At 71.4% G+C, this 18,528-nt stretch carries 19 protein-coding genes; all 19 read right to left on the reverse strand.

What is annotated here, in order from left to right; translation table 11 throughout:
• Positions 1-17: 17 nt before the first annotated feature.
• The gene (locus RN729_RS04090; RefSeq protein WP_310782407.1) at positions 18-2,234 is read right to left on the reverse strand and encodes a BamA/TamA family outer membrane protein; all 2,217 of its coding nucleotides are present in this window, start codon (positions 2,232-2,234) and stop codon (positions 18-20) included.
• Positions 2,231-3,064, reverse strand: coding sequence for a prolipoprotein diacylglyceryl transferase (locus RN729_RS04095; protein ID WP_310782408.1), 834 nt, complete (start codon positions 3,062-3,064; stop codon positions 2,231-2,233). The genes RN729_RS04090 and RN729_RS04095 overlap by 4 nt, the downstream gene beginning before the upstream one ends.
• Before the next feature lie 84 nt (positions 3,065-3,148).
• Positions 3,149-4,201, reverse strand: coding sequence for a tRNA (adenosine(37)-N6)-threonylcarbamoyltransferase complex transferase subunit TsaD (gene tsaD, locus RN729_RS04100; RefSeq protein ID WP_343218895.1), 1,053 nt, complete (start codon positions 4,199-4,201; stop codon positions 3,149-3,151).
• 77 nt (positions 4,202-4,278) lie between these two features.
• Entirely contained in the window at positions 4,279-5,226 is a 948-nt protein-coding gene (locus RN729_RS04105; protein WP_310782409.1) for a CdaR family protein, read from the reverse strand.
• Positions 5,227-6,036, reverse strand: coding sequence for a PASTA domain-containing protein (locus RN729_RS04110; RefSeq protein ID WP_310782410.1), 810 nt, complete (start codon positions 6,034-6,036; stop codon positions 5,227-5,229).
• A gap of 7 nt (positions 6,037-6,043) precedes the next feature.
• A complete protein-coding gene (locus RN729_RS04115) occupies positions 6,044-7,378 on the reverse strand; it encodes a transcription antitermination factor NusB (RefSeq protein ID WP_310782411.1) in 1,335 nt (444 codons plus the stop codon).
• Complete coding sequence (locus RN729_RS04120; RefSeq protein ID WP_310782412.1) at positions 7,375-8,151, reverse strand: thiazole synthase; 777 nt, start codon at positions 8,149-8,151, stop codon at positions 7,375-7,377. Before RN729_RS04120 ends, RN729_RS04115 begins: the two co-directional genes overlap by 4 nt.
• A gap of 1 nt (position 8,152) precedes the next feature.
• Positions 8,153-8,353, reverse strand: a complete 201-nt coding sequence (gene thiS, locus RN729_RS04125; RefSeq protein WP_343218896.1) for a sulfur carrier protein ThiS — start codon at positions 8,351-8,353, stop codon at positions 8,153-8,155.
• A 57-nt stretch (positions 8,354-8,410) separates the two neighbouring features.
• On the reverse strand, positions 8,411-9,169 hold the full coding sequence (locus tag RN729_RS04130) for a thiamine phosphate synthase (RefSeq protein WP_310782597.1): 759 nt from the start codon (positions 9,167-9,169) through the stop codon (positions 8,411-8,413).
• Positions 9,144-10,124, reverse strand: coding sequence for a methionyl-tRNA formyltransferase (gene fmt / locus RN729_RS04135; RefSeq protein WP_310782414.1), 981 nt, complete (start codon positions 10,122-10,124; stop codon positions 9,144-9,146). Before fmt ends, RN729_RS04130 begins: the two co-directional genes overlap by 26 nt.
• A gap of 33 nt (positions 10,125-10,157) precedes the next feature.
• A complete protein-coding gene (gene def, locus RN729_RS04140) occupies positions 10,158-10,652 on the reverse strand; it encodes a peptide deformylase (protein WP_310782415.1) in 495 nt (164 codons plus the stop codon).
• A 56-nt stretch (positions 10,653-10,708) separates the two neighbouring features.
• On the reverse strand, positions 10,709-11,002 hold the full coding sequence (gene yajC / locus RN729_RS04145) for a preprotein translocase subunit YajC (protein WP_310782416.1): 294 nt from the start codon (positions 11,000-11,002) through the stop codon (positions 10,709-10,711).
• Complete coding sequence (gene tgt / locus RN729_RS04150) at positions 10,996-12,228, reverse strand: tRNA guanosine(34) transglycosylase Tgt (RefSeq protein WP_310782417.1); 1,233 nt, start codon at positions 12,226-12,228, stop codon at positions 10,996-10,998. Before tgt ends, yajC begins: the two co-directional genes overlap by 7 nt.
• A 10-nt stretch (positions 12,229-12,238) precedes the next feature.
• A complete protein-coding gene (gene queA, locus RN729_RS04155; RefSeq protein ID WP_310782418.1) occupies positions 12,239-13,396 on the reverse strand; it encodes a tRNA preQ1(34) S-adenosylmethionine ribosyltransferase-isomerase QueA in 1,158 nt (385 codons plus the stop codon).
• Complete coding sequence (gene ruvB / locus RN729_RS04160; RefSeq protein ID WP_310782419.1) at positions 13,386-14,534, reverse strand: Holliday junction branch migration DNA helicase RuvB; 1,149 nt, start codon at positions 14,532-14,534, stop codon at positions 13,386-13,388. Before ruvB ends, queA begins: the two co-directional genes overlap by 11 nt.
• Complete coding sequence (ruvA, locus tag RN729_RS04165; protein WP_310782420.1) at positions 14,531-15,133, reverse strand: Holliday junction branch migration protein RuvA; 603 nt, start codon at positions 15,131-15,133, stop codon at positions 14,531-14,533. Before ruvA ends, ruvB begins: the two co-directional genes overlap by 4 nt.
• Complete coding sequence (ruvC, locus tag RN729_RS04170; protein ID WP_310782421.1) at positions 15,130-15,606, reverse strand: crossover junction endodeoxyribonuclease RuvC; 477 nt, start codon at positions 15,604-15,606, stop codon at positions 15,130-15,132. Before ruvC ends, ruvA begins: the two co-directional genes overlap by 4 nt.
• Positions 15,607-15,608: 2 nt before the next feature.
• Entirely contained in the window at positions 15,609-16,361 is a 753-nt protein-coding gene (locus RN729_RS04175; RefSeq protein ID WP_310782422.1) for a YebC/PmpR family DNA-binding transcriptional regulator, read from the reverse strand.
• A 20-nt stretch (positions 16,362-16,381) separates the two neighbouring features.
• Positions 16,382-18,469, reverse strand: coding sequence for an elongation factor G (fusA, locus tag RN729_RS04180; protein WP_310782423.1), 2,088 nt, complete (start codon positions 18,467-18,469; stop codon positions 16,382-16,384).
• Between the last annotated feature and the right edge of the window lie 59 nt (positions 18,470-18,528).

An 18,528-nucleotide genomic window follows, 5' to 3' on the forward strand; every position in this document is an offset into this window, starting at 1 on the left:
GGGGCGGTCGTCGGAACTCAGAACGCTTCTCCGATGGACACGTGGATCTGCACGCGGCGCCAGAGTTCGAGCAGGGGGTGCGGATCGTCGAACCGGAAGGGGTCGAACAAGACGGGCTGCGGCATCTGGACCAAGGTTCCGTCCTCCATCGATACAATTGCCGGTAACTCGGTCGCGAATGTCGTATTGTACCCAATATCGAGCCGGATGGAACCGACCGGGCTCGCGTACCGGAGTCCCATGCCGGGCGTCCACTGGATATCCCGCAGCTCCGTGAGCCGCTGCGAGACGCTCCCCGCGTCCCCGAAGAAGACGAGACTCCACCGATCGCTGAGGTACCGGCGCAGCTCGAAACTCAGTTCGAGTTGGGCGTCGCCGCCGCGGGGCCGCTCGTCGAAGGCGCCGGGGTTCTGCGTCGCGAGCCGCGCGACGCACGCCTCGAAATCTCCCGCCGGGCAGTCTTCCACCTGATCGGCCACGAGCACGCGGGGTCCGAGCAGGTTCTGGCCGACGCCGCGCACGCTCTGCGAGCCGCCGACGAAGAAGCGCCGGGAGGGATGGACGAGCCGGTCGGTGCGGGGCGCGCCTGGAGTGAAGATGCGGGTGCCGGGGAAGCGGACGACTCCGGTCCGCGCGCGCGCGGCGAACACGAGACCGGGCTCGAGTTCCCGGAAGAGCGCCGCCTGCCCCACGATCCGCGCGTACCGGTACTGCGATCCCGTCGTCTCGTGGGCGACCTCCCCCTCCGCCGTAAGGTAGTAGCCGCGCGTGGGGCGGAGCGCGTCGTCCGTCTCGTTGTAGAGCACGGCGAGCGTGAGGGGCGCCAGCCAGCGCGATCTCGTCACGGTGACGATGTCCTCGGGTTCGCAGAAACCGAAGTTGATGCAGAAGAAGATGTCCGCGGACTGTTCGCCGAAGCCGGTGTAGCTCGGCGAGTACGAGAGGGTGGCGGACGCGCGGCGCCCGATTCGACGCGTCAGGCCGATTTCGGCACCGAAGCCCTCCTGGATGAAGACATCGGGGATCGTCTCCCGCTCGACGAAGAGGCGGGCGCTGAAGCTGTTCTCGGCCGAAAAGGCGACGGGCAGGAGCAGTTCCGCCTCGAGCAGGTAGTTCAGCGTCCGGAAGGAGGGGTGGGTGCCCACCTGGGAGCAGGGGAAGGACCCGTCGAGCTGGTCCGCAAAGATGTTCCCGAGCTGGCCGGTGATCTGCAGCCGCCGGGCCCCGCCGAAGAGGTTGCGGTGCGTGAGCCGCGTCTCGGTCCGGAGACACTGGTCGGTACTCCATCCGACGCCGAATCGGGCCGCCCGCGGCGAGGCCGGCGTGACCTGGACGACGAGATCGAGGGTGGAATCGGCGGCGGCGGCCCCGGGGCGCGGCGATTCCCGGAGGATCGAGGCGAAACGGATCGCGTCGATGCCGAAGAGGTTCCGCTGGCCCTCCTGCTCGGCCTCCTGGTTGTAGTAGTCGCCCGCGCGCAGGGGGAGGAGGTCGCGGATCACGTCTTCGCCGATCGCCTCGCCGCCTTCGATCCGGATCTCTCCCAGGCGATAGCGGGCGCCGGGGCGGACGTCGAGCGCGACCTGCGCGGTCCCGTCCCGCCCGCGGCGGAAATCCTCCAGCGCCATGGCGTTCACGTAGCCCTGCCGGCGCAGCGAACCCATGAGACTGTCGACGCCGGCCTGGAGCCGACCGCGGTCGAAGGGATCGCCGACGCCGATGTCGACGAGCGCCTCGGCCTCCTCCGCCCCGAGGGTCTCGGGCAGTCCCTCGATGGAGAACTCGTCGATGAGCGTCGCCGGACCCTCCTCGATGATGAACGAGACGCTGGCGTCGACCCCGTTCGTGCGGACGATGTGGTCGACCTCCGCCTCGAAGTGGCCGCGGAAGTTGTAGTACAGGCGGAGCCGGTCGGCGTCGACCCTGACGTCGAGCGTGTCGAGATACGCTCGGCGGTGCGCGAATCCCCAGTTCGTCAGGAGGCAGAAGGGGGACAGCAGCAGGCTCGTGCATTCGGTGCTGCGCGTGAGGATCACGGCGCGCAATTCACCGTCGGAGAGCGTCCCGTTGCCGCGGAAGCGGAGCGAGGTCACCTCGGCGCGGCGCGGTCCCGCCTCGCCGGCGGCCTGCCCGCTGAGTGGAGACGGCCCGAGATAGGTGGACGGCCCGACGAACGAAGGCGGCCCTGCGAGGGTGACGGCCAGCGCCAACCCGGCCAGAGCCGCGCGTTTCACACCGCCGCCTCTGCGGTCCGGCGCCGCAACCTGAGGACGAGCGCGATGCCCCCCGCGAACATCAGGACCGAGATCACCTGGGCAAGCGTGAAGCCTCCGAAGAAGCGGTCGTCCTTGGCGCGGAAGACCTCGATGACGAAGCGCTCGACCGCGGCCATCGCGAGCCACATGCCGAACAGCCACCCCTGGACGTGCGGGTGCCGCCGCAGTCGCCACACGAGGAAGAAGATGATGAGAGAGAGGCCGGTCTCGTAGAGCTGCGTCGGATGGACGGCGAGGACCTGGCTGTCCGGAATCGAGGGATCCACGTCCGCCCCGAAACCCCGCAGGTTGCCGGCGGTCGTGGGCGGAAGGCCGTTGGGGAAGGCGATGCCGACCCACGATTCCGTCGGGCGCCCGTAGTCGTCGCCGACGAGGAAACAGCCGATGCGGCCGATCCCGTAGGCGAGCGGGAGGGCGGGCGCGATCGCGTCCACTCCGAGGCCGGTGGAGACGGGGCGCCGGTACAGGATCCACATGACGCCGATGCACCCGCCGATGAACCCGCCGTACCACACGAGGCCGCTGCGCGAGAAGATCATCCCCAGAGGATCGAGCGCGGTTCGGTCCCAGTAGAGGAGCACATAGTAGATCTTCGCCCCGACGATGCCGCCGATGAGCGCCCCCAGCAGCATGTCCGCCGCGAGGTCGCGCCCGGCGCCCAGACGCACCGTCTCCTGGCGCAGGACCATGTACCCGCTCAGAAAGGCGAGCGCCATCATCACCCCGAAGGAGGTGATCGTGACCTCGCCGAGAACCGGCAGCGTCAATGTGAAGAGTTCGGGATACACGTCTGGTACGCTCCTCGTTGGCTGCTCTGCTGCTCGTTCGCTGCTGTGCCGCTCGTTGGTGGTCCCCGGCGTCCGCGCCGGCCGTTACGCGAGGCCGGGAAACGCGAGCGCCGCTTCGGCGTTGAGCGACCACGGGCTGCGTTCCCCTCTCGCCAGGCGGAAGTGCGCGGCGGCGGCGATCATCGCCGCGTTGTCCGTCGCGAGGCGGGGAGACGGGGCGTACAACTCCCCGGACGAGCCCAGACGCTCGGCTAAACCTTCACGAAGACGGGAGTTCCGCGCCACTCCCCCACCCAGCACGACCCGCCGGCAGCCCGTCTGTTCCACGGCGCGTCGCGTCTTCTCGGCGAGGACATCGACCACGGCCTCCTGAAAGTCCGCCGCGAGGTCGTCGACGGCGTCGGCCAGGACGCCCTCCTCCTTCAGTTGCTCGGCGATCCGCGCCACGGCGGTCTTCAGCCCGGAAAAGGACATGTCGTAGTACGCCGGATCGCCGGGCAGGTCGCGCCGGCTCAGCATCGGGCGCGGGAGCCGGAAACGCCCCGCCGCGCCGCTCGTCCCGCCGGCCGCGGCGCCCCTTGCCGCCGCGACCCGCTCCGCCGCACGCTGGATCTCGGGCCCGCCCGGATACGGCAATCCGAGCCGGCGCGCGACCTTGTCGAACGCCTCGCCCGCCGCGTCGTCCCGCGTCTGGCCGAGGAGGCGGTAGCGCCCCCACGCCCGCGCCTCAAGGAGGAGCGTGTGTCCGCCGGACACGAGGAGGCCGATGAAGGGAGGCTGCGCGCCCTCGTGCTCGAGCGCGGTGCCGAACAGGTGCCCCTCCATGTGATGGACGCCGAGGAGGGGAAGCCTCCGCGCGAAGGCGTAGGCCTTGGCCCAGTTCACGCCCGCGAGAAGGGCGCCGACGAGCCCGGGCCCCGCCGTCACGCCGACGCCGGCGATGTCCGCGTGGTCGACTTCCGCCTCGTGCATGGCGTGCCGCACCATCGCGTCGAGCGAGCGGATGTGCTCGCGGGCGGCGATCTCCGGCACGACGCCCCCGAACGCGGCGTGCGCGTCCTGCGAGGCGATCGCGAGGCCCCGGATCCCGTTCTCGTCCACGACGGCGGCCGAGGTCTCGTCGCACGAGGTCTCGATTCCGAGAACCGGCCCACCCCGGAAGCCGGCGGCGGGCGCAACGGGGCGCGGCGCGGCGCCCGGGGCGGGCGGCGTCTCTATCGGTCCGGCGGGACGGAGGCGATACCCGCGCTCACCCGCTCCGGAACGAGGTCGATCGTCACCGTGCCGACCACGGCCTCGGGCAACTCGGCGCGCACGGGATAGGAGCCCGTCGATTCGAAGGAATTGGGGATGTCGACCGTCACGAGGAGGTCCCCCGGATCGAGTCCGTCCACGACGGCCGCGGGTCCGGTGACGACCACGGTGACGGTCGGCGGATCCACGGCGGCCATGATGGCCCGGGGACCCGTCGTGACGACTTCGATCGCGAACAGGCGGGTGCGGAGAGAGTCCACGTCGACGGTCGCGATCACGGTGGCGGGATCGACGGAGAGTCCCGCGATATCGGGCGGCAGGGCGATCTCGAGTTGCTGGGTCACTCGCGTGGAGACGGCGCCGACGTCGAGCATGGCCGTCGTCACCTCGGAGATCTGGTTGACGAAGGACGCGGGCCCCTGGAGCCACACGCTGTCGGGGGCGACCTGCATGCCGACGACGAGCACGCCCGCCGCCGCCCTCGCATCCGTCCGGCCGGAGACCGCGACCCGCTTCGCCACCCGCTCCTCCAGATACACGGTGACGGCTCCCGGAGAGACTCCCACGGGATCGAGTCCGAGTTCGCGGTCGTAGATGACCTCCGAGGCGGAGAGCGGAACCTGGACCACGGTGTCCTCGACCTGGTCGAGAACCTTCCGGATCACGGGCCTCTCGAAGCGGGCGGCAAACATCTGATTCCGGCGGCCGCGGAAGGTCGTCGTGATCTCGGCGGGCCGCACTTCGCGCAGACTCCACGCGGAATCCCTCACCTGGATCTCGAGGAGCGTCGAAACCGGCTGCTCGGCGATCTCGGCGTCGGCCGAGACGCTGAGCCAGAGAAGCACCGACAGGACGATCGCCGCGACCTTGTAGGGCCAGTTCTTCGTGAACGCGCTCTTGAAGTCCATCTAGACTCTCTCGCTGCCGGGGGTCGCGGGCGCCGCTTCGCGGGTCGCAGGAACCGTGTCGCGGGCGGCGTCTCTCGTGAGGTCCGCGGTGGCGGAGTCGGGCGGCGTCCCCGCCACGATCACGGAGACGAACCCGTCGCCCCGGAGGGCGGAGCCGGGGGCCGGGCTCTGAAAGATGACGCGTCCCTGCACCTCCGGGGCTTCGACCTGGTAGCGGACGGCGCCCAGCTGCAGTTCCACCTCCTCAAGAAGAAGCTCGAGATCGTCCACATGGCGGCCCTGAAGGTCGGGAACCGCGACGATCGCCTTCCCCTGGCTGACGAAGAGGCGGACGCGGGCGGGGAGGGGGAGGCTCGTTCCGGCGGCGGGCTCCGTGCGGATCGCGCCGGCGACGGCGCTCTCGTCGGTCTCCTCGATATCGATATCGAAGCCGAGCCGGGTGAGGAGGGTCGCGGCCTCGCCGCCCGGGAGGCCGGCGAGATCGGGCACGACGCGTGTTTCGATGCCGGCGCTCGTCGTGAGCACGATCGTGTCCCCGGCCCGGGCGAGCTGGCCCGGGAGCGGTCGCTGGGCGACGACGGCGCCGGTGGGGATCTCGCCGTGATGGAGGCTGCCCTGCTCGGTGGAGACGAGCCCCAGCGCGGAGAGGCGTTCCCCGGCCTCGGCGAGCGATACGCCTGTGAGATCGGGGATCTCGGTGAAATCGACGTCGGTCGGATCTTCCGCCGCGGGGAAGAGCCGCATCGCGGCGTACGCGTAACCGACGCCGAACAGGGCGGCGAAGACGAGCGTCAGGCGCAGGAATCTCACGGCGCGCTCACGCGATCCGCCGCAGACGCGCGGCGTAGGCGCCGTCCGTGCCGGTGAGCCACGGGCGCACGAAGAGGTCGCCGCGGGGCGTCACACAGTCGCTACGCGCGCCCGCGCCGGGCAGATCGCGCCGGTAGTCGGGCCTGCGGTCCAGAAAGGCGTCCACCTGTCCTTCGTTCTCCTCGCGTTCGAGCGAACACGTGCTGTACACCAACAGCCCGCCCGGTCTCACGGCCGCGGCGCACGCGTCCACGATCTCGCGCTGCAGGGCCACGAGGTCGTCGAGGCCGCGCTGTTCGAGCCGCCAGCGGGCGTCGGCCCGCCGTCGCAGTACTCCGGTGCCCGTGCAGGGCACATCGGCGAGCACGGTCCCGGCCTCGGCGACCGGAAGCCGCCGCGCGTCGGCGACGGCCGCGCTCACCGGCAGCCCGAGCCGGCGGGCCGGCGCGCCGAGGCGGACCAGCCGCCGGTGCGAGATGTCGAGCGCCACGACCGCCACGCCGTACCCCGCGGCGAGCCCGAGGGCCTTCGTGCCCGGCGCCGCGCACACGTCGAGCACCGGCTCCGCGAGCCGGTCTCCCGTATAATCTACCACGGCGGAGGCCGCAGGGTCCTGAACCACCGCCCGCAGATGGGAGAGCGCCGTCTCCGGCAGCCCCCTTTCGAGCCGGTAGGAGCGCGGCCAGCCCGGGACGGGCTCGAGTTCCACGCCGTCGGGCGGCGCCGGATCCCCCCCGTCCAACATGCGCACGACGACGTCGGGCGGCCGGTTGTGCTGTTCGACGAGCCGCCGCACGTCCGCCAACTCCCAGCGGGCGAGCCATCGCCGGACGAGCCACTCCGGATGCGAACCCCAGGAGCAGAGGTGTCCCACCGGGTCCTCGTCCGGATCGGGGAAGGGGTCGCCGCCCGCAGGCGCGCCCGCGCGGCCGGCCGCCCGCGCATCCGCACCGCCGCCGGAATCGGCGTCGCGGCGCCTCGCGAGCGCCCGCAGAACGGCGTTCACGTACCCCGCGCGCCGGCGCCCCAGCACGGAACGCGCCGCGCCGACGGTCTCCCCCACCGCCGCGTGGTCCGGCGTCCGCAACTCCGTGAGCTGGTATACGCCGATGCGAAGCCAGTCGCGCACCGCCCGGTCCATGCGGGAGGGCGGCCGGTCGGCGCAGGCCCCAATCCAGGCGTCGAGGCGGGCGCGCAGGCGGAGGCAGCCGAAGGCGATGTCCAGCGCGAGTCCGCGGTCGGCCGGGTCCACGGCCGGGAGGACGCGCGATGCCGCGCGGTCGGAGAGCGTCCCGCGCCGCACCTCGCCCAGGATCCGGTGGGCCGCCGCGCGGGGGTTCAAGCCGGCGGCGGCACGCCCTCGAGCGGGCTCGAAGGCACCGCCCATTCGCGTCGGGGCATGCGGCCGGCGAGGTAGGCGCGCCGGCCGGCCTCCACCGCCATCCGCATGGCGCCGGCCATCTCCACCGGGTCCTCCGCCGCCGCGATCGCCGTGTTCATGAGGATCCCGTCCACGCCCTGCTCCATCGTCGCGCAGGCGTCGGACGCCGTGCCCACGCCGGCGTCGACGATGACCGGAACGGACAGGCGGGACTTGATGATGCGGATGTTGAGCGGGTTGAGGAGTCCGAGACCGCTCCCGATCGGCGAGGCGAGCGGCATCACCGCGGCGGCCCCGGCCTCTTCGAGCCGCAACGCCGTGATGAGGTCGTCGTTCGTGTACGGGAGCACGACGAACCCCTCGGCAACGAGCACGCGCGTGGCCTCGATCAACTCCTCGGTGTGGGGGAGGAGCGTGTCGGGGTCGCCGATGACCTCGAGCTTCACCCAGTCGCTCATGCCCGCCGCCCGCCCCAGCCGCGCCGCGCGGATCGCCTCCTCGGCGCTGTAGCAGGCGGCGGTGTTCGGCAGCAGGCTGAACTCGTCCGGGCTCAGCGTGCGGAGGATGTCGTCGCGGTCGGGGTTCTCGATGTCGACCCGGCGCACGGCGACGGTGACCATGTCGGCGCCGGAGGCTCGGATCGCTTCGAGCATGATCTCGGGACTCGGGTATTTCCCCGTTCCGACGATGAGCCGGGAAGCGAAGGTGCGGCCGGCGATTTCGAGCGGCGTCATCTCATCCGCCTCCCACGAAGTGGACGAGTTCGACGCGGTCCCCCGCCTCCAGCTGCACGCTCTCGATCTCGGGCGGACGGACGATCCGCCGATTGAGTTCGACGACGAGCATGCGTCCATCGAGGCCGAGATCCCGGAGCAACGTCGCGACCGACGTTCCCGCGGGAATGTCCCGCTCCTTTCCGTTCACCTGTATCTGCATGATTTCCATGAGGTCCGTATCCGGTAGTGATCCGTCCGGCGGTGCGTGCGAGTCCGGTCAGCCGTCCCGCCGGTCGAGCCGGTCGAGCTGTCTGCGCAGGCCGAGCGCGGCTCGCGCCGGGTCCGGCGCGGACCACACGGCCCGCCCTACCACGATGCCGTACGCTCCCGCCTCCGTCACCTCCTCGACCCGATCCGCGCCGATGCCTCCGATCGCGAGGATCGGGGGCGGACGCCGAGCGGAAGGTCGGTGAACGGCGAGCCGGTGGGCGGTCAGTCGGCGGCGAACCGCGGACACGGCGGCGGGACCGCTTCCCTCGACCCCCGGGTGCGAGGGCGTCGCGTAGATCGTGCCGAGCACGATGTACTCAGCGCCCTCCCGGGCCGCTCGCAGCGCCCCCTCCGCGTCATGCACGGAGGCTCCGATCGCGAGCCTCCCCGCGCACGCCCGGACCATTCGGCGCGTCTCCTCCACCCCGAGCGCGGTCCGCCCAAGTTGTACGGCCCGCGCACCCGCCGCCAGCGCCACGTCGGGCCGTCCGTTCACGACGAACCAGCCCCCGGCGCGGGACGCGATGGGGGCGAGCCGGTCCGCGACCTCGAACAGCCGCCGGGCGCTGATCCGGGCCCGCAGATGGATCGCGAGGGGCGCCGCGCGCTCCAGCACGCGCTCGACGGCCGCGAGCCCGCCCGGGCCACACCGGTCGCCCGGGCCACGCGGGCTGCTCGAACCGGGCGGGTCGCCCAGTTCCCGCTCCGAGACGAGGACGTGCAGTCGCGGAAGTCGTGGCTCAGTCGAAACGGACCTCCTTCGGATCCGGGAGGCCCCTCACCCATGCGGCCGCGCTCATGCGGCGGCGGCCGGCCGGCTTCACGGCGCCGACGGCGACCGTGCCCGATCCCGTCGCGACGCGCAGTCCCCGAACGGGATCGGCCCGGACGACGGTGCCCGGCGCGGCTCCCGAGTGCGCGCTGTCGGCGACGCCGCCGCCAGCGGGCGAACCTTCGACGCTCGGCTCGAAGCACTGCACGGTTCTCCCGGCGAGGGCGGCGGGCGCGGCGAGGGAGGTCCACGCGGCGGGCCACGGGTCGCACCCGCGGAGCCGGTTCGCCACCTCGGCCGCGGGGCGAGACCAGTCGATGCGCGCCGTCTCGCGGTCGAGCTTCGGCGCCCATGTCGCACGCGCGTCGTCCTGCGCCCGCTCCACCGCCCGCCCGGACGCCAGGTCGCCGAGCACCGCGACGAGCCGTGCGCCCCCGGCCTTCGCGGCCTCCGCGTACAGTTCCCCGGCCGTCATCGCCGCCGGGATGGGGATCCGCGTCTGCCCGAGCACGGGACCGGCGTCGAGTTCCGCGACCATGCGCTGGATGCTGACCCCGGACTCGCGGTGCCCGCGGATGATGGCCCAGTTGATGGGGGCCGCGCCGCGCAGCGCGGGCAGGAGCGACGCGTGCACGTTCAGCGATCCGAGCGGCGGCAGATCCAGCGCCACCTGCGGGAGGAGACGGCCGTACGCCGCGACGACGGAGATGTCGGGACGCAGGCGGCGGGCGGCGGCGAGGAAGGCCTCCTCGCCGGGACGCTCGGGCTGCAGCACGGGCACTCCGGCCTCGAGCGCCCACGCCTTCACCGGACTCGTCCGCGGACGCCTCCCCCGCCCGGCGGGTCGGTCCGGGTTCGTGACGACGCCCGCGATGTCGTGCCCCGCCCCCCGCATCGCCTCCAGCGCGGGGAGTCCGAACTCCGGCGTGCCCCAGAACAGAACCCTCATGGGAAGAGAACCCTCATGCCGCCCGCGGCCGCTTCAGTCCCGCTCCTGTTTCCGCCACTTCGCGAGCAGGATCTTGCGCTTGAGCGGACTCACGCGGTCCAGGAAGAGGATCCCGTCCAGGTGGTCCTTCTCGTGCTGGATGCAGCGGCTCAGAATGCCGTCGGCGCGGATCTCGACCGACTCGCCGTCCAGTCCGAGGCCGCGGGCGACGATGGACTCGCTCCGCTCGACCGTCTCCGACAGTCCGGGGATGCTCAGGCATCCCTCCTCCTCCTTCGTCGCGCCCTTCTCTTCGACGATCTCGGGGTTCACGAGAACGCCGGGCGGGATCTCGTCGTCGCGCACGTCGTACACGAAGAGACGGATCGGCACGCCCACCTGGGGCGCCGCGAGACCGATGCCGTCCGCATCGTACATCGTCTCCTGCATGTCGGCGGCGAGTCGGCGGATCTCGTCGTCGATCTCCGCCACGGGCGCGCACTTCTCCCGCAGGACGGGGTCTCCGAAGATGCGGATGTCGAGGATCACGAGGACTCGGCGAGGCGGCCGGAACCGGCGGGACGGGGGCGCCGAACCCGCGGCGGCTAGTTGACCTTGCCGATCTTCGAGCGCTCGACTTCGACCCGCGTGTCGCCGCTCTTGATCGTGACGATGTCGTTCGTGAGGTGGACGATCTCGCCCACGATGCCGCCGATCGTCGAAACCTTGTCCCCCCGCTTCAGGTTCTTCACCAGCTCCGCGTGCTCCTTCTGCTGCTTTCGCTGCGGACGGAAGAAGAGGAAGTAGAAGATGGCGATGAATCCGAACACCATCATCAGGCTGGCGGCCTGATTCGGCGCCCCTCCTTGGGGGGCGGCCATGAGGTTCAGCATCAGCATGGTCCGTCCTCACCTTCCTGTTCGGTAGCGGGGCTCGGGGGGCCGCGCCGGTAGGTCGCAAGCCAGTCGTCGGCCCAGCGGTCATATTGGCCCCGCAGGATCGCCGCGCGCGCGTGGGAAGTCAATCGGATCAGGAAGCGCACGTTGTGCAGCGAGAGGAGCCGCAGGCCGAGCAGTTCGCCGCTCACGAAGAGGTGCCGCAGGTAGGCGCGGCTGTAGTCGGTGCAGCAGGGGCCGTCGCACGTCTCGTCGAGCGGCGCGGGGTCGGATGCGAAGCGCGCACCCTTGATGTTGAGGGTACCCTCGGCGGTGAAGGCGGTGCCGTTCCGGCCGTTCCGGGTCGGCGCCACGCAGTCGAACATGTCCACGCCGCGCCGCACCGCCTCGATGACGTCGTCGGGATAGCCGACGCCCATCAGGTAGCGGGGCCGGTCGGCGGGAAGGACGGGTTCGATCGCGTCGAGCACGCGGTGCGTCACGTCTTTCTCCTCGCCTACGGAGAGTCCTCCGATCCCGACGCCCGGCCACTCGCCCATCGCGAGCGTGCGTTCGACGGACTCGAGACGAAGGTCCTCGCAGGAGGCGCCCTGGACGATGGGAAAGAGGAGGCCGTCCTCGTCCGGATGCGCATCCCGGTGCGCTTCGTGACTCGCCCGGCACCGCGCCAGCCAGGCGAGCGTGCGTTCTACCGCCGTCCGCGCGGCCTCGGGGGAAGACTCCGCGGGGGGACATTCGTCGAACGCCATGCGGATGTCGGAGCCGATGGCGGCCTGGATCTCCATCGAGAGTTCCGGCGTGAGCCGGTGCAGGCTCCCGTCCAGGTGGCTGCGGAAGGTGACGCCCTCGTCGTCGATCCGGTTGATGCGGGCGAGCGAGAAGACCTGGAACCCGCCGGAGTCGGTGAGGATGGGACCGTCCCATCCCATGAAACGGTGGAGCCCGCCGAGTTCCTGTAGCACGCGCGTGCCCGGCCTCAGGTAGAGGTGATAGGCGTTCCCGAGCAGGACCTCGACCCCCGCGTCGCGGAGTTCCCCGGGGGTGAGCGATTTCACCGTCCCGAGCGTCCCGACGGGCATGAAGCAGGGGGTGTGGATCGTGCCCCGCGACAGGCGGAGGGTCGCGGCGCGCGCCCGCCCGCTCGTCCCCTCGACGCGAAAGCGCCCGGCGTCCGTGGGTCCGGCCGCGGCGTCCGGCGGTCCCGTCGCGGCGTCTGCGGGGCCCGTCACGGCATCGTCCTCATGTGATGACCATCGCGTCGCCGTACGAATAGAAGCGGTATCGCTCGCGGATCGCGTGCGCGTAGGCCTCGAGCGTGAGTTTCCGGCCCGCGAATGCCGCGACGAGCATGAGCAGGCTGGAGCGCGGAAGGTGGAAGTTCGTCACGAGGGCGTCCACCGCGCGGAAGGTGTACGGGGGACGGATGAAGAGGTCCGTCCAGCCCCGTCCCGGTGCGAAGGGGCCTCCCGCCGGAACGCCGCCGCCCCTGCCGCCGCCCGCGACGACGGTCTCCAGCACGCGGCAGGAGGTCGTGCCGACGGCGAACACGCGCCCGCCCGCCGCGCGCGTCGCGTTCAGGGCCGCGGCCGCGGAGGCGGAGAAGCTGTACGCCTCGCGGGCGACTTCGTGCGCGTCGATCCGGTCCGCGGTCACGGGGCGGAAGGTGCCGAACCCGACGTGGAGGGTGAGGGAGACGAGACGGACGCCTCGGGCCTCGATCGCGGCGAGCGTCTCCCGGGTGAAATGAAGTCCCGCCGTCGGGGCGGCGACGCTCCCGGCCGGCGCCGCATACACCGTCTGGTAGCGCTCCCGGTCGTCGGCATCGTCGCACGCCTGCCACGCCCCGTCCCGGGCCCCAACCGGCTCCTCTGGGGCGCCGCGGACGATGTACGGCGGGAGGGGGACGCGGCCGTGGCGCAGGATCAGGCTCCACGGGTCGGCGTCGCCGGCCAGCCGCACGAGGCGGGTGCCGTCGGAGGCGGAGTCGAGGATCTCGACGGCGAACCCGTCCGCGATGTCCACCGTGCGGCCGGGCTTGAGCTTGCCGCCGGGGCGGACCATGGCGCGCCAGAAGTGGGTGTCCGCCTCGTCGAAGGGGGCGAACGGCTGGAGCGCGTCGGACTCGGGGCGGATGAGGAGGATCTCGGCGCGCGCGCCGGTCGGCTTGCGGCCCAGCAGCCGGGCCGGGAAGACGCGGCTGTCGTTGACGACGACGGCATCGCCGGCGCGGAGCCGCTCGATCAGCGCGGGGAAGGCCGCGTCCGTGAAGCGGCGCCGCCCGCGATCCAGCACGAGGAGGCGGCTGGCGTCGCGCCGCGCGGCCGGGCGGGCCGCGATCAGCTCGGCCGGCAGCTCGTAATCGTACGCCTCCGTCCGGCCCGCCCGCTCATCCGTCATCGCCGAACAGCGCACCCTGTGACCCGCCCTCCGACCCCTCCCGGTCGCTCGGGAGGGCGTAACCGAAGCGCTCGTACGCCTTCCGGGTGGCCACGCGGCCGCGTGACGTGCGCTGCATGTACCCGTTCTGGATCAGGTACGGCTCGTAGACCTCCTCGAGCGTCCCCGCGTCCTCACCCACGGCGACCGCGAGGGAGGCGAGTCCCACCGGCCCCCCGTCGAAGGTCTCGATGATCGCCTTCAGCACGCGCGCGTCCATCTCGTCAAGGCCGTACTCGTCGACGTTTAGCAGCGTGAGGCCCTTCTCCGCCGTCCCGGAATCGATCGTGCCGTCGCTCCGTACCTGCGCGTAGTCGCGGACGCGGCGCAGGAGGCGGTTCGCGATCCGGGGGGTGCCGCGGGCGCGGCGGGCGATCTCCCCGGCGCCCCCGGGCGTGATCGGGATGTCGAGGAGGCTCGCGGAGCGAGTGACGATGCGCGCGAGTTCCTCCGGCGGGTAGTAGCCGAGGCGCTCGATGACGCCGAAGCGCGCGCGCATTGGGGCGGTCAGGAGCCCGAAACGGGTCGTCGCGCCCACGAGCGTGAAGCGCTCGAGCTTCATCGAGAAGGTCTCCACCCGGGGCCCGTCGCCGAGCCGGATCTCGATGCGGTAATCCTCCATCGCCGGATAGAGGAACTCCTCGATCACGGGCCGGAGACGGTGGATCTCGTCGATGAAGAGGATCCCGCGCGGCGGGAGGTTCGTGAGCAGGCCCGCGAGGTCGCCCGGCTTCTCGAGCACGGGGCCCGATGTGAGCTTGATCCCGACGCCGAGTTCCTCCGCGAGGAGGAGAGCGAGCGTCGTCTTCCCGAGGCCCGGAGGACCGTAGAAGAGGGTGTGGTCGAGCGCTTCCTCGCGACCCAGCGCCGCCTCCACGAAGACGGAGAGGCTTTCCTTGACCCGCGCCTGTCCGATGAACTCGTCGAGCCGCCGCGGGCGCAGCGAGGCGTCCGGGCGCTCGTCGCTCTCGAGCACCTCCGGCGTCGTGATCTCCGTGCGCGGACGGGCCTCGCCCCCGGCGCCCGCATCGCCCCCGGCGCCCGGGTCGCCCGCGTTCCTCGTGTCGCCGGATCGGCCCGGCGGCCCCGGTGCGGTCATACGTGCTGCAGCGCGCGGCGCACGAGTTCCTCGGCCCCCACGTCGGGCTCCTCGCCCGCCTGCGCGAGTCCCTGCATGGCGCGGCTGACGGCGTTCTCGCTCTGGGAGCGCGGGTAGCCGAGGCCGCGCAGCGCCTGCACGGCCGCCGCGGCGACCCCCCCACCCGGCACGGGGTCGTCGCCCATGTCGCCGAGGTCGTCGAGCTTGTCCGCGAGTTCGATCACGATGCGTTCGGCCGTCTTCTTGCCGACGCCGCTCACGGTCTGGAGCGTGCGGTGGTCCTTGGCCCGGATCGCGCGCACGACGCGTTCGGGCCGGAGCGCTCCCAGGATCGCGAGCGCGAGCCGGGGGCCCACCCCGCTCGGGACCCGGAGCCGCTGGAAGAGTTCGCGGTCGCGCGGCGTCTCGAAGCCGAACAGCTCGAAGGCGTCGTCGCGCACGACGAGGACCGTGTGCAGTTCGACCTCGGACCCCTCGGGCGGGAGGCGTCCGGCGAGCCCGAGCGGCACGCCGACCTCATAGCCGACGCCGTCGCCCGTGAGGACCTCGACGGCGCCCTCCGCGCGCCCGATGAGTTCGCCCCGAAGACGCCGGATCACCGGGTCGGTCCGCCGAGGAGGTGGCAGAGCGCGACCGCGCACCCGTCCGCCGCATCCGCCGGACGCGGCGGCTCGCCGAGCCGCAGGTGGTGCTTGACCATGAACCCGACCTGTTCCTTGCTCGCGGCGCCTGTCCCGACGACGCGCTTCTTGATTTCGCGCGGCGCGTACTCGTGCACCGGCAGCTCCCGGAGCGCGGCGGCAAGCACGAGGACGCCCCTGGCGTGCCCGAGCACGAGCGCGGTGCGCGCGTTCCGCCCGTGGAAGGCGCTCTCGATGGCCACGCAGGTCGGCTCCAACCGGTCGATGAGTTCAAGCGCCGCGGTGTGGATGTCGACGAGACGCCCGGGGAGGCCCTCTCCGCGCGGCCGCACGACGCCGCACTCGATGAGGCGATACGCGGGCCCTCCCGGGCGGCGCCCTTCGACGAAGCCGTAGCCGGTCGCCCGCGTGCCCGGGTCGACGCCCAGCACCTTCAGGGAGCCTCCCAGTCCGCCCCCTCCGCCTCCTCCAGATCCACGTTCGTATTCACCTTCAGCACGTCGTCGTGCTCGTCGAGCGCGTGCAGGACGGCGAGGACCTTCTCCGCGTCGCGCCCCTCCAGTTTCACCGTGTTGCCGGGCACCATCGCGAGTTCCGCCTCCTCGACCGGAACGCCGGCGTCGCGCATCGCGCCGAGCACGTCGTGGAAGTCGGGCGCCGCCGTCGTCACGACGTACATCCCGTCCTCGGACTCGAAGTTCTCCGCCCCCGCCTCGAGCGCCGCGTCGAGCACCGCGTCCTCGTCGCACTCGTCGGCGGAGACGAGGATCTGACCCTTGCGTTCGAACATCCACGCGACGGAGCCGCTCTGGCCCAGGTTGCCGCCCCGCTTGTCGAGCAGGTGCCGGAGTTCGGCCAGCGTGCGCCGGGGGTTGTCCGTCAGGCACTCGAGGTAGAGCGCGGCGCCGCCCGGCGCGTAGCCCTCGTGCGTGACCTCCTCGAAGTTCGCGCCCGGCAGGTCCCCCGTCCCGCGGCGCACGGCGCGATCGATGTTGTCGGCCGGCATCCGCTGGCTCTTCGCGTTGTCGATCGCGGTCCGCAGGCGCGGATTGAAGTCCGGATCTCCTCCGCCTTCCCGCGCCGCCACGGCGATTTCGCGACCGAGCTTGGAGAAGAGCTTCCCCTTCGCCTTGTCGGTCACCGCCTTCTGGCGCTTGATCTTCGACCACTTCGAATGGCCCGCCACCGGCTACCGCCCGCTCGTTTCTAGTCTTCGTCGCGCTGCGACTCGGCGATCACCTTCTCCTGAACATGCGGAGGAACCTGCTCGTACGCAGCCAGGCTGCGCGTGTGCGTTGCCTTTCCGTGCGTCAGGGAGCGCAGCGCGGCGGAATACTTGTAGAGTTCCGCCTGGGGGACGTGCGCCTTCACGACCTGCCGCCGCCCCTTCGAATCCATGCCGAGCACGCGGCCGCGCCGCTGGTTGAGGTCCCCCATCACCTCGCCCATGTATTCCTCGGGCGTCTCGACCTCGACCTCCATGATCGGCTCGAGGATCACGGGGTTTGCGTCCCGCGCGACCTTCTGGAAGGCGATCGATCCCGCGATCTGGAAGGCGATGTCCGAGCTGTCCACGGAGTGATGCGATCCGTCGTAGCACTCGGCCTGGAAGTCCACGAGCGGATAGCCGGCGAGGACCCCCCGGTTCGAGGCCTCCCCGATCCCCTTCCCCACGGCCGGGACGAACTTGGTCGGGATCACGCCGCCCTTGATCGAGTCGACGAACCTGTACCCTTCCCCGCGCGGCAGCGGGCTGAGCCGGATGTGGCAGTCGCCGAACTGCCCGCGCCCGCCCGACTGCTTCTTGTGGCGCCCCTGCCCCTCCGCGGTCTTCGTGATCGTCTCGCGGTAGGCGATGTTCGGCTGGTGCGTGTCCACGTTGACCCCGTACTTCCGAGTCATCTTCTCCAGCGAGATGTTGAGGTGGATCTCGCCGAGCCCGCGGATGATCGTCTGGCCCCGCTCGGGATCGTAGCCGGAGGAAAAGGTCGGATCCTCCTCGTGCAGCTTCGCGAGGCCGCTGCCGATCTTGTCCTCGTCGGCCCGCGTGCGGGCGGTGACGGCGAGGGAGAGATCCGGCTGGGGCCATTCGATCCCGCCGAAGGAGAGCTGGCTCCCGCTGTCGCAGAGCGTGTCCCCGGTGTGCGTGTCCTTGAGCTTCGTCACGACCCCGATGTCGCCGGGGTTCAGCGCGTCGACGTCGATGCGGCGCGCCCCGTGCGGAATCGCAAGATGCGCGATGCGCTCGCTCGCGGAACGGTCGGGGTTCGCGAGCGTGACGCCGTTCGTGATCCGGCCGGAGAAGACGCGGAAATAGCTCAGGTCGCCGACGTGGGGCTCCGACGTCGTCTTGAAGACGAGCGCCGCGGTGGGCGACCCGGCTCCCGGCTCCAGCGACACTCCGCCGTTTCCGTCGCTCGCGCTCTGGGACGCGGCGCGGTCGGGCGAGGGGAAGAGTTCCACGATGCGGTCCATGAGCGCCGGCACTCCCGCGCTCGTCTGGCATGAGCCGCAGAACACGGGGACGATGTCGCCGGAGCGGATCGCTTCCGCGAACACTTCGCCGAGGCGGCCGGGATCGAGTTCCTCTCCCTCGAAATAAGCTTCGAGCAGGTCGTCATCCCCCGACACGATCGCCTCGATGAGCTCCTCCCTGAGGTCCTCCACCTCCGACGCGATATCCTCGGGTGCGTCGGCGACGCCGGCCGCCCCCTTGTCCCCACCCTTGGAGGTGTGGGCCTTCATCGTGAGGAGGTCGACGAAGCCGCTGAAGTCGGCGCCCGCCCCGATGGGGACGTGGACCGGCATCGCGGCGGAGGTGAGTTCGCCGCGGATCTGGCCGAGGGTGTTTCGGAAGTCCGCGTTGTCGCGGTCCATCAGCGACACGAAGACGGCCCGGGGCAGGCTCGCGGCGTCCGCGGCGGCCCAGGTCTTTTCCGTCCCCACCTCGACGCCGGAGATCGCATCGATGACGCAGATGCCGGCGTCCGCCACGCGGATCCCCGCCACGACTTCACCCAGGAAATCGAGGTAGCCGGGAGTGTCGATGAGATTGATCCGCACGTCGTTCCGGACGGCGTGGGCGACGGCGAGGTTGATCGAGATCTTGTGGCCGGTCTCTTCCGGCGTGAAGTCGGTGAGCGCGTTCCCCTTCTGGACATCGCCCTTCCGCGTGGCTCCGCCGGCGATGTAGCACATCGCGTCCACAAGCGTCGTCTTGCCCGCCCCCCCGTGCCCGAAGAGGACGACGTTGCGAAGGTTGCGCGTTTGATATTCCGAGGCGGCAGGCGCCATGTACTCCTCCTGGGATGGAACCGGGGCCGGCGACCCGCGACAGGCGCTTGCTCCGGCCA

This window comes from Candidatus Palauibacter polyketidifaciens (assembly GCF_947581785.1).
Taxonomy (GTDB): domain Bacteria; phylum Gemmatimonadota; class Gemmatimonadetes; order Palauibacterales; family Palauibacteraceae; genus Palauibacter; species Palauibacter polyketidifaciens.